General features: G+C 61.2%; 11 protein-coding genes and 1 pseudogene. 4 read left to right on the top strand and 8 right to left on the bottom strand.

Annotated features, from left to right (window positions below):
- Genes QM716_RS16765 through QM716_RS16745 form a run of 5 tightly spaced genes read right to left on the bottom strand, consistent with a single transcriptional unit; the run spans window position 1 to window position 6,131 of the window.
- Window positions 1–828, bottom strand: coding sequence for an HpcH/HpaI aldolase/citrate lyase family protein (locus tag QM716_RS16765; RefSeq protein WP_283305144.1), 828 nt, complete (start codon window positions 826–828; stop codon window positions 1–3).
- Window positions 825–1,313, bottom strand: coding sequence for a MaoC family dehydratase (locus QM716_RS16760; RefSeq protein ID WP_283305143.1), 489 nt, complete (start codon window positions 1,311–1,313; stop codon window positions 825–827). Before QM716_RS16760 ends, QM716_RS16765 begins: the two co-directional genes overlap by 4 nt.
- The gene (locus QM716_RS16755) at window positions 1,310–2,473 is read right to left on the bottom strand and encodes an acyl-CoA dehydrogenase family protein (RefSeq protein WP_020906879.1); all 1,164 of its coding nucleotides are present in this window, start codon (window positions 2,471–2,473) and stop codon (window positions 1,310–1,312) included. The genes QM716_RS16760 and QM716_RS16755 overlap by 4 nt, the downstream gene beginning before the upstream one ends.
- Complete coding sequence (locus QM716_RS16750) at window positions 2,473–4,512, bottom strand: acetyl-CoA carboxylase biotin carboxylase subunit (protein ID WP_283305142.1); 2,040 nt, start codon at window positions 4,510–4,512, stop codon at window positions 2,473–2,475. Before QM716_RS16750 ends, QM716_RS16755 begins: the two co-directional genes overlap by 1 nt.
- Window positions 4,513–4,517: 5 nt before the next feature.
- A complete protein-coding gene (locus QM716_RS16745) occupies window positions 4,518–6,131 on the bottom strand; it encodes a carboxyl transferase domain-containing protein (protein ID WP_283305141.1) in 1,614 nt (537 codons plus the stop codon).
- A gap of 98 nt (window positions 6,132–6,229) precedes the next feature.
- Here QM716_RS16745 and QM716_RS16740 point away from each other — a divergent pair, with 98 nt between their 5' ends.
- Together QM716_RS16740 and QM716_RS16735 are read left to right on the top strand one after the other, a co-directional pair.
- Window positions 6,230–6,829, top strand: coding sequence for an SACE_7040 family transcriptional regulator (locus QM716_RS16740; RefSeq protein ID WP_283305140.1), 600 nt, complete (start codon window positions 6,230–6,232; stop codon window positions 6,827–6,829).
- Between the two features lie 48 nt (window positions 6,830–6,877).
- On the top strand, window positions 6,878–7,624 hold the full coding sequence (locus QM716_RS16735) for a GTP pyrophosphokinase (protein WP_283305139.1): 747 nt from the start codon (window positions 6,878–6,880) through the stop codon (window positions 7,622–7,624).
- Window positions 7,625–7,796: 172 nt separating this feature from the next.
- Here the strand turns inward: QM716_RS16735 and QM716_RS16730 are convergent, their stop codons facing one another.
- Complete coding sequence (locus QM716_RS16730) at window positions 7,797–8,057, bottom strand: GlsB/YeaQ/YmgE family stress response membrane protein (protein WP_283305138.1); 261 nt, start codon at window positions 8,055–8,057, stop codon at window positions 7,797–7,799.
- A 188-nt stretch (window positions 8,058–8,245) separates the two neighbouring features.
- Here QM716_RS16730 and dctA point away from each other — a divergent pair.
- Window positions 8,246–9,642: pseudogene (gene dctA, locus QM716_RS16725) on the top strand (C4-dicarboxylate transporter DctA).
- A 534-nt stretch (window positions 9,643–10,176) separates the two neighbouring features.
- Entirely contained in the window at window positions 10,177–11,049 is an 873-nt protein-coding gene (locus QM716_RS16720; RefSeq protein ID WP_283305137.1) for a glycosyltransferase family 2 protein, read from the top strand.
- Here the strand turns inward: QM716_RS16720 and QM716_RS16715 are convergent.
- Window positions 11,030–12,892 (bottom strand): acyl-CoA synthetase, encoded by a 1,863-nt coding sequence (locus QM716_RS16715; RefSeq protein WP_283305136.1) that lies wholly within the window; start codon window positions 12,890–12,892, stop codon window positions 11,030–11,032. The two genes, QM716_RS16720 and QM716_RS16715, sit on opposite strands and share 20 nt — an antisense overlap.
- On the bottom strand, window positions 12,889–13,758 hold the full coding sequence (locus QM716_RS16710) for a fumarylacetoacetate hydrolase family protein (RefSeq protein ID WP_283305135.1): 870 nt from the start codon (window positions 13,756–13,758) through the stop codon (window positions 12,889–12,891). The genes QM716_RS16715 and QM716_RS16710 overlap by 4 nt, the downstream gene beginning before the upstream one ends.
- Between the last annotated feature and the right edge of the window lie 37 nt (window positions 13,759–13,795).

Below are 13,795 nucleotides of genomic sequence, written 5' to 3'. Positions count from 1 at the left end.
TTAGTTCTCCTTCTGCTGAAAGATTCCGGCACGGTGAAGAAGCTTCTCGGCGTGACGGAGAACGGGAGCGTCGACCATCTTGCCCTCGAACGCGAACACGCCACGTTCAGTAGACACCGCGGCAAGCACTCGTGTGGCCCAGTCGATCTCTTTTTCCGAAGGTGCGAAGGCTCCGCGGATGACCTCGACCTGGCTCGGGTGGATCGCGACCTTCACGTCGAAGCCGACTGCGACGGCGTCAGCGGACTCGACGCCGAGGCCGACGAGGTCCTTGATGTCGAGGTACACGGAATCGACTGCCAATCTGCCGTAGCTCTTCGCGGCCAGGAGAGACGTCGATCGGACGTGCTTGGCAACATCGCGGTACGAACCGTTCGGGTGCCTGCTCGAGTTACCGCCGAGACCGGCAACAAGATCCTCGGCTCCCCACATGACACCGATTGCGTTCGCGGCAAGAGCGATGTCGGCCACGGCGAGGGCTCCGCGTGGGGATTCGACGAGTGCAACCACGTCCGCCGGAGCGAGCGAGAGAACGTCCTCGGCTGATTCGCACTTGGACAGCATCAGACGTGAATAGTGCGTGCCGTCCAACGCGACCAGATCGAGTTCGTGATCACGAGTACCCACCGGATTGACGCGCACGACCGTCCGCTCCGAATCGAGTGGAGTGTCGATCAGGGCCGCACGCGCAGCTTCCTTGTCGGTCGGAGCCACACCGTCTTCGAGATCGAGGATCACGACGTCGGCGACAGCGGCGGCCTTCGCGTAGCGCTCGGGACGATCCGCCGGGCAGAACAACCACGCCGGCCCCGGCGGCGTCCACGTCACGAGGACACCTCGGCCGGGCGGAGCTGTACCAAGGTCTTGCGCGTGGCGAGTGCGACGACATCACCGTGCTGGTTGCGTCCGGTGTGCACCAGCGTCACGATGCCTTCGCCCGGACGGCTCTTCGACTCACGCTTGTCCGCGATGAGCGTCTCGGCGTACAGGGTGTCCCCGTGAAAGAGCGGCTTCGGGAAGCTGATCTCGGAAAAACCGAGGTTGGCGACGATGGTGCCCTGCGTCAACTGCGCGACCGAAAGGCCAACGATTGTCGACAAGGTGAACATCGAATTGACCAGCCGCACACCGAATTGAGCGTCCTCGCTGTACGCGGCATCAAGATGCAGCGCCTGCGTGTTCATCGTCAAAGTCGTGAACAGGACGTTGTCCGCCTCGGTCACCGTTCGGCCTGGCCTGTGCTCGTAGATCGCGCCGACCTCGAACTCCTCGAACCAGAGTCCGCGCTGAGTGATCTTCTTGGGGTTCGTCACAACCCTGCCTCACGAGCGATGAGCATCAACTGCACCTCGGTGGTTCCCTCACCGATTTCGAGGATCTTGCTGTCACGGTAGTGACGCGCGACGGCGTACTCGTTCATGAAGCCGTATCCGCCGTGGATCTGGGTGGCGTCGCGAGCATTGTCCATGGCAGCTTCGGAGGAGATGAGCTTGGCAATGGACGCCTGCTTCTTGAACGGCTTGCCCGACAACATGAGTGCGGCCGCGTCGTAATACGCGGTACGGGCCACGTGGGCGCGGGCCTCCATGCGCGCGATCTTGAACGCGATCGCCTGGTTGTGTCCGATGGGGCGACCGAACGCCTCGCGTTCCTTCGCGTACTTGATCGACTCGTCGACGCAGCCCTGGGCGGCACCGACGCTCAACGCGGAAATAGCGATGCGGCCTTCGTCGAGGATGCGCAGGAAGTTCGCGTAGCCGCGGCCGCGCTCACCGAGCAGATTCTCTTCGGGGACACGAACATCGGCGAACGTGAGCGGATGGGTGTCGGATGCGTTCCAGCCGACCTTGTTGTACGCCGGCTCGGCCGTGAAGCCCGGCGTCGTGGTCGGCACGAGGATCGTCGAGATCTCCTTCTTGCCGCCGTCCTTGACACCCGTGACCGCGGTGACCGTCACGAGCTTGGTGATGTCGGTGCCCGAGTTGGTGATGAACTGCTTGTTGCCGTTGATGATCCACTCACCGCTGTCGAACTTCGCGGTGGTCTTGGTCCCGCCGGCGTCACTGCCCGCACCGGGTTCGGTCAGGCCGAAAGCAGCCAACGACTTGCCGCTGGTGAGCTGCGGAAGCCACTCTTCCTTCTGTGCCTCGTTACCGAAACGGTAGATGGGCATGGCACCCAAGGACACTCCGGCTTCGAGAGTGATCGCGACGCTCTGGTCGACCTTGCCCAGCTCTTCGAGAGCCAGGCAGAGTGCGAAGTAGTCGCCACCCATTCCGCCGTACTCCTCGGGGAAGGGCAGGCCGAACAAACCCATGTCCGCCATCCCGGCAACTACCTCGTACGGGAAGGTGTGGTTGGCATCGTGCTCGGCAGCAACCGGTGCCACGACGGTCTTGGCGAAGTCGGCAACCGTCTTGGCGAGCTGCTGGTATTCGTCCGGAAGCGCTCCGGTGGCAAGGTAATCGGACATCAGGCGTCTTCCTTCTGCGTCGTGTTCTCGGTCTTTTCTTCGGCAGTCTCTTCGTCTGCGGCAGGTACAACTCGGGCCAGAACCTGATCCACCATCACCTGATCGCCCTGACGGACAAGCACTTCCACGATTCCGTCGATCGGGGAGGTCAAGGAATGCTCCATCTTCATCGCCTCGACCACGACGAGCGGTTGTCCAGCGCTCACTACTGCGCCGTTCTCGACGTTGACCGCGATGACGGCACCGGGCATGGGGCTGGCGATTTCGGCGTCACCGGCATGCTTGTCCTCACCGCGAACACTGACCTCGGCGACCTCGCGTACGTGCCAGGTTCCGCCGCCTGCCAGCCACAAACCACCGTCGGTCTCGGCGACGACAAACGTGCGTCGGCGTCCGTCGATCACAACCGCCAGTTCCGATTCCGTCAACGCGGCAGTGAACGCTCGCGGCTGTGAGCCTTCGACCTCGACCTTCGCATCGGCCGGAACTCCGACGATCGCGACGTGCGCCGTCCGGGTTCCGGCGGAGAGACGAATGCTGGTCGGAGCGGGAGTTCCGACGCGCCATCCACTCGGAACATCCCAGGGATCAACGGATTCCGAAGTTGCCCACCGCGAGAGCCAGCGATATGCCGCGGCCGCGATGAGAACCTCGTCGGAGGCGTCGGCTGCAACAAAGTCTTCGACGCGACGATCGAGCAGGCCGGTGTCGAGGTTGCCCGCGATCACATCCGGATCGGCGAGGAGGAATCGTGCGAACTCGATGTTGGTCACAACACCGAGCACGGCAGTGTCACCGAGTGCCCGATCGAGTTTGCGCAACGCGCCGGCGCGGTCGGGAGCGTGGGCGATGACCTTGCTGAGCATCGGGTCGTAGTCACTGCCGACGACGGTGCCCGCGAGCAGTCCCGAATCGACGCGCACGCCAGAACCGGACGGCTCCACCAGATCGACGACACGGCCGCCGGTCGGCAGGAATCCACGGCCCGGATCCTCCGCGTACACACGAGCTTCGATGGCGTGCCCGGTCAGCGTGATGTCGCTCTGGGAGAAGGCCAACTTCTCCCCCGCTGCCACACGTACCTGCCATTCGACCAGATCCAGCCCGGTCACCATCTCGGTGACGGGATGCTCGACCTGCAGGCGGGTGTTCATCTCCATGAAGAAGAACTCGTCGGGCTTGTCTGCGGAGACGATGAACTCGACGGTGCCGGCGCCGGTGTAATCGACGCTTCGAGCGGTGTTACACGCTGCCGCACCGATCCGGTCACGGGTCACCTGGTCGAGCAGCGGCGACGGAGCCTCTTCGATGACCTTCTGGTGACGCCGCTGCAGGCTGCATTCGCGTTCACCGAGGTGAACGACGTTGCCGTGCTGGTCGGCGAGAACCTGGACCTCGATGTGCCGGGGCCGCAAGACGAATCGCTCGAGGAACAGGGTGTCGTCGCCGAACGACGACGCTGCCTCGCGGCGGGCACTACGAAGAGCCTCGGCCAGATTGGCCGGGTCCTCGACCAGACGCATACCCTTGCCGCCACCACCCGCTGAAGGCTTGACCAATACCGGGTAACCGATGTCCTCGGCCGCGGCGATCAGTTCTTCGTCGGTCAGATTCGGACGAGCGATGCCCGGGACCACCGGTACGTCGAACGCGGCAACTGCGTTCTTCGCGGTGATCTTGTCGCCCATCACTTCGATGGCTCGCTCGGACGGGCCGAGGAAGGCGATTCCCGCGGCCGCACAGGCAGCCGAGAACGCCGAGTTCTCCGACAGGAAGCCGTAGCCGGGGTGAATACCCTGAGCGCCCGTGGACTTGGCAGCGTCGATCACCTTGTCGATGACGAGGTAGCTTTCACGCGCCGCGGCCGGTCCGATGTTGACGGCGGTATCGGCCTCGCGGACGTGGCGAGCATTCGCGTCGGCGTCGCTGTAGACGGCGACGCTGCGAATTCCCAACTCACGCAACGTGCGGATCACGCGAACCGCGATCTCACCGCGGTTCGCCACGAGAACAGTATCGATAGTGCGCAACTCAGTCATTTCGCTCACATCCGGAAGACGCCGTAGGAGACCGGCTCGATCGGTGCGTTTGCACACACCGAGAGAGCCAGGCCGAGAACAGTTCTGGTATCTGCGGGGTCGATGACACCGTCATCCCACAGCCGCGCGGTGGAATAGTACGGATTGCCCTGAGCCTCGTACTGCTCACGGATCGGCGCTTTGAAGGACTCTTCGTCCTCGGCCGACCACGGATTACCCGCGCTGTCGAGCTGGTCGCTACGAACGGTCGAGAGCACCGATGCGGCCTGCTCGCCGCCCATGACCGAGATGCGCGCGTTCGGCCACATCCACAGGAAGCGAGGTGAATACGCGCGTCCACACATGGAGTAGTTGCCGGCGCCGTAAGAGCCGCCGATGACAACCGTCAGCTTGGGAACCCGCGCACACGCAACTGCCGTGACCATCTTGGCGCCGTGCTTGGCGATGCCGCCGGCCTCGTAGTCGCGTCCCACCATGAAGCCCGCGATGTTCTGCAGGAACAGCAGCGGCACACTGCGCTTGTCGCACAGTTCGATGAAATGTGCTCCCTTCATGGCGGATTCGCCGAAGAGAACGCCGTTGTTGGCGATGATGCCGACCGGATGTCCCTCGATGTGGGCGAAACCGGTGACGAGCGTCTTGCCGTATTCAGCCTTGAACTCCTGGAACGCGCTGGAAGAATTTCCGGCACCGCCGGGGCCGTCGACGAGCTTGGTGATCACCTCGTGCACGTCGTACGGAGTACGGGGATCAGTCGGAACGACGTCGTAGAGCTCGCTCTGGTCGGCGACGGGCGGAACCGTGGAGATGACGTCCCACGGGCGCTCGGAACGGGGGCCGAGTGTGGCAATGATGTTGCGCACGATCCGAAGTGCGTCGCGGTCGTCCTCGGCCAGGTGGTCGGTGACGCCGGAAACCTTGGAGTGCAGGTCGCCGCCGCCGAGTTCTTCGGCCGTCACGATCTCACCGGTGGCAGCCTTCACAAGCGGCGGTCCGCCGAGGAAGATGGTGCCCTGGTTGCGGACGATCACTGCTTCGTCGCTCATCGCGGGCACGTAAGCGCCGCCCGCGGTGCACGAACCGAGAACTGCGGCGATCTGGGGAATCCCCTTGGCGCTCATGGTCGCCTGGTTGTAGAAGATCCGGCCGAAGTGCTCACGGTCCGGGAAGACTTCATCCTGGCGCGGTAGGAAGGCGCCGCCGGAGTCGACGAGGTAAATGCACGGAAGGTTGTTCTGCAGCGCAACTTCCTGCGCGCGCAGGTGCTTCTTCACCGTCATCGGGTAGTAGGTGCCACCCTTGACCGTCGCGTCGTTGGCAACGATGACGCACTCGCGGCCCGACACACGGCCGATGCCGGTGATGACGCCGGCGCCGGGGCACTCGTCGTCGTACAGGCCGTTGGCCGCCAGCGGGGACAGCTCGAGGAACGGGCTGCCCTGATCGAGCAACGAGTCGACGCGATCTCGCGGCAGCAGCTTCCCTCTGCTCACGTGGCGCTCGCGAGAACGCTCGTTGCCCCCCAGCGCTGCTTGCGCCAGTTTCTTCTTCAGTTCGTCCACCAGAACGGTGTGATCGGACCGGTAGCCCGATCCTTGCGTGATTCCACTGGGAGTCATCCCGCCGCCTTCGCCATGAGTTAATGCTCGATAACTGAAACTAGATTAACTATGATTAACTGAGTTGTCCAGAACACAAGCGAAGAAAGATCGAGAGAATGACCTCTGAGCAGGTAGCAGCTCCGACGCGACGCGATCAGATGAAGGCCGATCGTCGTCGTCAGCTCTTGGACGCCGCCGCCCGGTTGATCGCCGAGCGCGGATTCGTGAGTGTGCGACTCGAAGACCTGGGTGCGGCCGTCGGCATCAGCGGCCCGGCCGTGTACCGGCATTTCCCGAACAAGGATGCCGTCCTCGTGGAGCTTCTCGTCGGCATCAGCACGCGCCTGCACGAAGGCGGATCAGCCGCGGCGGAGGCTGCTGACTCCCCGAGTGCCGCTCTCGACGCACTCGTGGAATTCCACCTCGACTTCGCTCTCGGCGAGCCGGACCTGATCCGCATCCAGGACCGCGATCTCGAAAGCCTGCCGGCCGACGCACGTCGACAAGTACGTCAAACACAGCGCAAGTACGTCGAGGTGTGGGTTGGTGTGCTCGAACAACTCGATCCTCAGCTCGACCAAGCGGATGCACGCATCAAGGCACATGCCACCTTCGGTCTGATCAACTCGACCCCACACAGCGCCAACCCCGCTTCGCCGGCATGCGCACGGCGCGTCCTGCGGGATATGACACTCGCCGCACTGCGCACCCGCTGAAACCGGACACGGCACGATCGGTGGCAGACTGGTTACACCAGCTAACAGATGAGGGTGCCGAACGTGGAAGACAGCAGTGGTGTCAGCAGGGCCGATTTTGCCGAACTGCGGACCGAGTTCTCCCGCTTCATGATGTTGTACCAATTCGGAATCTCCGAACTGATGACCAAAGTGAACATCCTCAAGGACGAGTTCACTCACATCAATCAGTACAGCCCCATCGAACACGTCACGTCACGGGTCAAGTCGCCGGACAGCATCCTGCGTAAGGCTCAGCGCCTGAACATTCCGCTCACGATCGACGACATCTCGAAGAACATCTTCGACATCGCCGGAATACGCATCACCTGCAGCTTCATTTCCGACACGTACCGCATCGCCGAGATGCTCACCAGCCAGACGGACCTTCGTGTGATCGAGCGCGAGGACTACATCGCCGATCCGAAACCCAACGGCTACAAGAGCTTGCACCTGATCGTCGAGGTCCCGGTTTTCATGAGCGACCGCGTCCGGCACGTTCCGATCGAACTCCAGATCCGCACCATCGCGATGGATTTCTGGGCGAGCCTCGAACACAAGATCTACTACAAGTACAACCGCGAGGTTCCCGTCGAACTCCTCGACGAACTCACCGAGGCTGCTGCCGCGGCACACCGACTCGACGTCAAGATGGAACGCCTCAACGACGAGTTCGCAAAGATCAAGGCTTTGCCACATCCCGACGACGAAATCCTCGAGCAGGATCTACCGGCCCAGTTCCTCGAGGCCTTGCATCTTCAGCGACGGGCGCTCTGAATTTACGCGCCCTCCCCCTGAGCGAACGCGCCTTTCGGCGCATCTGAGGCGACGAGAGTGCCGTTCGCTCACAATTGGGCGCACAGAACTGGGGACACAAAACTAGGATCAGCCGAAAAAGTGCGCCCTCCCGAGCCTCGGGAGGGCGCACTTTTCGAATTACGTAGGCTTGCTATTTCTTGCCTGTGACGGCGCTGTAGCCGATCGAGAGCACTGCCGCTGCGGCGATGCTGATGATCCACCGGATCCAGTCAATCCCATCTGTGTTGCCCTTGTCCGAGATCGCTCCCCAGACCCAGTACCCGATAAGCGCTCCGGCGACACCGAGGACGACGGTGATGATCATGCCGTACTGCTGCTTACCTGGCAGTACGAGACGAGCCAGGATTCCGATGACTGCGCCGAAAATGATGGTTCCGATAATTTGCCCCATGACAGCCCCTCTCACACGTCGTGCATGCACGCGGACGGAAGATCACCGCTCAGGGAAACAATAACCACAGTCACACACAACTGTCGCTTGTTGACCGAATTGTTGTCCGAGCTGCAACCTGGACGTGTTACACGCAGGACATTCGCGAGTTATTCTTTCGCAATCAAGCGGACCTAGCGTTCTCGTCCATGGCCACTTCCGTAAAACTGCCGAACAGCGAGCTCGAGCGGCTCGCCAACAAACCACCCTGGTACCGATCCCTGTTTGTGCAATTGATCGCCGCTATCGCCATCGGTGTTCTCATCGGCTGGTTGTGGCCGGAATTCGGCGCGAATCTCAAGCCCCTTGCCGACGGGTTCATCAACTGATCAAAATGCTGATCGCTCCGATCATCTTCTGCACCGTCGTGATCGGGATCGCCCACGTCGGCGACCTGAAAGCGGTGGGGCGCATCGGCGTCAAGGCTCTCATCTACTTCGAGGTCGTGACCACCTTCGCGCTGCTGTTCGGACTGCTCATCGGCAACCTGATGAAACCAGGAGCGGGATTCAACATCGATCCGGAGACACTGGCGAACGGTGCGGACGCCGTGGCCGCCAAGACTGGAAGTGGCGAACTTCCCCACACCGTCGAGTTCCTGCTCAATATCATTCCGGTGTCCATAGTTTCAGCCTTCGCCGAGAACGCACTCCTCCAAGTCCTCTTCTTCGCAGTACTGTTCGGACTCGCCTTGGCCAAGGCAGGCGAGAGCGGCCCACCGATCGTGTTCGAACTCGTCGATCGCCTGAGCCATCTGTTCTTCACGATCATCGGCTGGATCATGAGACTCGCACCATTAGGCGCTTTGGGCGCGATGGCGTACATCGTCGGCCAGTACGGGATTGCTTCGCTCGGAAGCTACGGAAAGCTGATCGCCGCATGCTATCTCGCGGCCGTCCTGTTCATTCTCATCCTGGCCGCGATAGTCAGGTACTTCGCGGGTGTGAACCTGTGGAAGTTCGTCAAGTACATCAAGGACGAACTCTTCCTAGCGTTGGGAACGGCGTCGACCGAAGTAGTTCTGCCCCGAATCATGGTCAAGCTCACCAACGCCGGATGCTCGCGAACGACCACAGGATTGGTGGTACCAACCGGGTACTCGTTCAATCTCGACGGCGCAACGCTGTACCTGTCGATATGCATGCTGTTTCTGGCTCAGGCACTCGGTGTGGACCTGACGCTCGGCGAACAGATCACTGCCGTCCTGGTACTGATGCTCACGTCCAAGGGAATGGCCGGGGTACCGGGATCTTCGTTCCTCGCACTGTCCGCCACCGTGGCCGCAATCGGTCACGGCGCAATTCCGGTCGCCGCAGTCGCCCTCCTACTGGGCGCCGATCGAATCATGGACTCGATGCGGGTGTCGGTGAACCTGCTCGGGAACTGTGTCGCAACCTTCGTGGTCGCCAATTGGGAGGGGCAGCTCGACAAGGAGCGCATGCGCCGCGTGCTCGACGGCGAAGACGTTCCGCCGCTCGAGGAAGTCGATCCGCTCACCGGGAAACCTGTTCCGGCACCCGAAACGGAAGGCATCCTGACCCGGTAGGTAAGTGCCGACTACTGGTTGCACATCGGAAATCGGTGCTGAAGAGTCGCGGGGGGCGTACTTCACTGGAAGATCCAGACCGGACAAGTGCGAAGGCAAATATTTGCAGATGGCGGCAACCTTGCCGACAAGGGACCGTTGAATCCACAAATATGACGCTTGCGCTGCACTGACCCGACATCACTGAAAAGCAACTTGCGATATCTCGATATTGCTACCCGGTTGCCGCAGCGGTGATTCAGAAATCAGCGAACTGCCAGCATTATGTTTGCCGGAATTAAAAGGACTAAAGTCCGGTGTTCAACCGACGAATAGACTTGAGTGGGTAAAAATCAATCAGTGCCGAAACCATTCGCCTGCATGCAGTTATACCTTCTCACCTGCACTTATATTGATAATTTCACGCAATGAGCTATTGCGGGATTGATCGTATGCCCATCGATTCAAATTGTCCGAATGGTCACCTATTGCTATCGTAACCTTTGCGAAGGACTGGACCCAGTTGCCCAGCAAAGGAATACAGTGACCGCATCCATGCAGGATATTGAACACTTGTCCACTAATCGACTTTCGGTGGTTGTTCCGGTATTCAACGAAGAAGACGCAGTTTCCGACTGCATCGAGCGTCTACTGACCCAGTCGGAAATCGATGAGATTCTGATTGTCGACAACAACTCGACGGACGGCACTGCATCGATCATCCAGGAGTTCGCCCAGAAGTACGACAGAGTCAGATATGTCTTCGAGGCCCGCCAAGGCGTCGTACACGCACGGAATGCGGGCTTCGACGCCTCGACCGGCAACATCATCGGTCGGATCGACGCGGACACGCGGGTACAACCGGGGTGGGCTCGTGCCGTCAAAAGATTTTTCCAGCGCAGCACCGCTCATTCAGCGGTCGCCGGACTCACCTACCTCTTCGAATCGCCATTTGCTCGAATCCACCGTTACGCGCTGGACCGGCAGGTCAAGCAAGGAAAGTTCGATTGTGAGCGTCAAGTACTTGCTGTCGCCGGAGCAAACATGGCGATCAGAAAAAGCGCATGGCTGACCGTCCGCGAGCAAGTCAGTGACCGGCCGGACATCCACGAAGATATCGACCTTTCACTGTGCCTTCGGGAGGAAGGGATGACGATCGGTCAGATCGCCGACATGCGAGCAGAAACGTCCGGTCGACGCGGTGAAACCCCTCCGTTGGAGTACCTGAAGTACAACCAGGCATCCGAATCGGTTCTGCACCTTCACAACATCATGAATTGGCGCCTCAAACTGACAATCTGGGGCGACTCGATGCTCCACGCGCTCGCGTGGCCCGTCTACCGCCTCTACAACTTCGAGCAGGAGCGCTTGGAATTCAGACGTTTGTTCGCCAAGCCGCAAGGTCGAATCATGCCGGTTCACCAGTAGCCCATCGAGTTTCATTACTCACCTCAGATTCGAAGTGATAGCGCAGCAGACGGTCACGCAGTTGATCTGCACGATCGTCCGCCGTGTCCTCAGCGAGTTGCACCGACACGCGGTCGCCATCGATTACCGTTCGGCCTCGAAGCCCGAGTTCGACCAATTCCGCGTCGACCACCCGTCGTGTTGCATCGTGAACCAGCGGAACCTTGAATACCTTTCCGACTGCGGTGAGCGGAAGTTCGTCGATTTCATGAATGAAGACCGGAGCTGCAGCCGGCTCGGGCGCGTGGGCTCCAGCCCAGGTGAGCAGGGCGTCGATGTCTGGCGAGGAGTCGACGCTCAGTACGACGTAGGCGACCGGGACCTCCCCGGAATGTGCGTGGGGTCGTCCGACCGCCGCCACCGCGTCGACGTCCGGGTGCTGCAGGAGGACCTCCTCGATGGTTCTCGGGTCGATATTGTGCCCGCCCCGGATGATGAGGTCTTTCGCCCGCCCGCCGAGGCTCACGAATCCTTGTCCGTCGACAGACCCTCGATCGCCGGTCACGAGCCAGCCGTCGAAAACCGATCCCGAGGAATCCAGCCTGGCGTCCTGTGAATGGCGTCTCAAATATCCAGGAAAGACGCACGGCCCCTTGATCGCGAGGATGCCTACCTCGCCGGCCGGGCAGTCACGAATCGGTGCACCTCCTGCGTCCACGTCGACAGCCTTGACGTGCTGATACGGCAAGCGGAGACCGGTGGTGCCGGGAACCCGACCCCCCAGCGGTTCCAGCACACTCGCGCACGTGGCTTCGGTCAGTCCGTACCCTTCGATCATCGGGACGCCGGTGTTCGACTCGAAATGCCGACGCACTCGCGCAGGCAAGGGTGCCGCGCCGACAATTCCGCATCTCAGCGAGGAGATGTCGACTCCGGTCGGAACCTCGGGGAGGGACGAGAAAACCGTGGGAACGCCGGAGAACAATGACACTTCGAAATGCTCGACGATCCGCCAGAAATCTTCGACGGCCATTCTGTCTCGATAGCCGAGTGGACCGAGAGCCACGATCGTGCTGCCTCCGTATAGCGGAGCCAACCCGGTGACGTGGACGGCATTGACATGAAACAACGGAAGACCGCTCAGCACAACAGCATCGACGAACTCTGTGCGCTGCGCGAGCGACCATGCCAACGAGACTTCGTTCAGGTGCGTGTGAGCGGCGACTTTGGGGGCACCCGTCGTTCCCCCGGTGTGGAAGTACGCCGCTACGTCGTTGAGAGTCCGACGTTCTTCGAACTCCAGGTTCGAACCTGATTGCTCGGCACACAACAGATCGAAGTCACCGGTCGCAGTCTCGGCCACGGACTGGGGCGGACCTCCGACAGCGAGCACCATCCGCACAGTCGGTACAGCGGCAGCGATGTCGAGCGCCTTCTGCCAGAGCAACAGATCAAGGCCAGGGGCAGGGGCCAACAAGATCTCGGCCTCTGTCAGTGTGAAGATGTCGATCAGATGTTCGCGCGCGAGCATGGGGTTGACCGGGTTCACGATTCCGAGCGCTTGCGCACCCCACAGTGCGGCGTACGCGGATCCGGAGTTGGGCAACATCAGCGCCACCACTCCCCCCGACGGAACATCCAACGCGGCAAAGAGATTCGCGGCCTTGTTCACTCGACTCAGCAACTGCGAGTACGACCAGGAATTCGGCTCTCGCCAACCCGTTCCACCCGGCAGCAGGTGCAGGGCAATCTTGTCTGGGTGGCGTTTGGCGGATCGCTCGATCAACTCGTAAGTACTCGCCGGCAGATCTCGATCCGACAATGCGACAGCTTCGAGACCCGCCAACTCCTCGAGAGCACTCATCGTGCTGCTACCACAGGATTTCGCAGCATCCCGATACCCTCGATCTCAACCTCTACGATGTCACCCGGAGAGAGGAACCGTCCGCTGAAGATTCCGGCACCGGCGGGCGTCCCGGTGCAGATGACGTCGCCGGGTTCGAGCGTCTGAAATGCCGACAGGTACGCGATCAATGACGGGATGTCGTGGATGAGACTTCCTGTCCGGTCATTTTGGCGTAGTTCACCATTCACGCGGGTGGTAATACGCAAGTCCACCGCGGGTCCGAATTCATCGGCCGTCACAAGGCACGGGCCGAAGGGCGCAAAGCTGTCGAAACTCTTGGCGACGCCGATGGACGCAACAGGGTCACCTGCCATGGCTCGCTTCTGGATGTCGCGCGCCGACACATCGTTCACCACGCTCAGGCCGGCAACGTGTGACCACCCGTTTTCGATCGACACGTCCTTCGCAACGCTGCCGATGACGACGGCCAATTCCCCCTCGTAGTCCACCTGTGCCGGGGCAATCCTCGGCAGCACGATAGGTGACTCTGTGGCCGTCACCGCAGAGCCCGCGGTGACTTGAAAATTGGGTTCGGTAGGGAGATTGCTGACGGTTTTACCCAACGAAGCGAGCATGTCCAACGCTTCGTCCCCATGCGAGGAATAGTTGAGTCCGACGATCAGCACTTTGCCCGGACGGAGCACGGGCGCCAACACCTCCACTTCGACGAAGTCCACCCGCCGCAGAACCGAAGCAGCATGCGCCGCCTCGATGCCCGGTCCACGAAGCAGCGCCCCGATGTCTTCGAACGGCAGATCGAGCACAGACAGGCACCCGGGTTCGTCTTCGCGAGCAAGTCCGTTGTCGGTACTGAACAATCGCATGATGGCTCCTCGTCGTTGACAGGTAGTGAATGCTCTT

Origin of the sequence: Rhodococcus sp. IEGM 1409 (assembly GCF_030056735.1) — a bacterium.
Taxonomy (GTDB): Bacteria; Actinomycetota; Actinomycetes; order Mycobacteriales; family Mycobacteriaceae; genus Rhodococcus_F.
The sequence above is the reverse complement of the archived record's forward strand: the minus strand, read 5'-3'. Positions and strand labels throughout refer to the sequence as shown.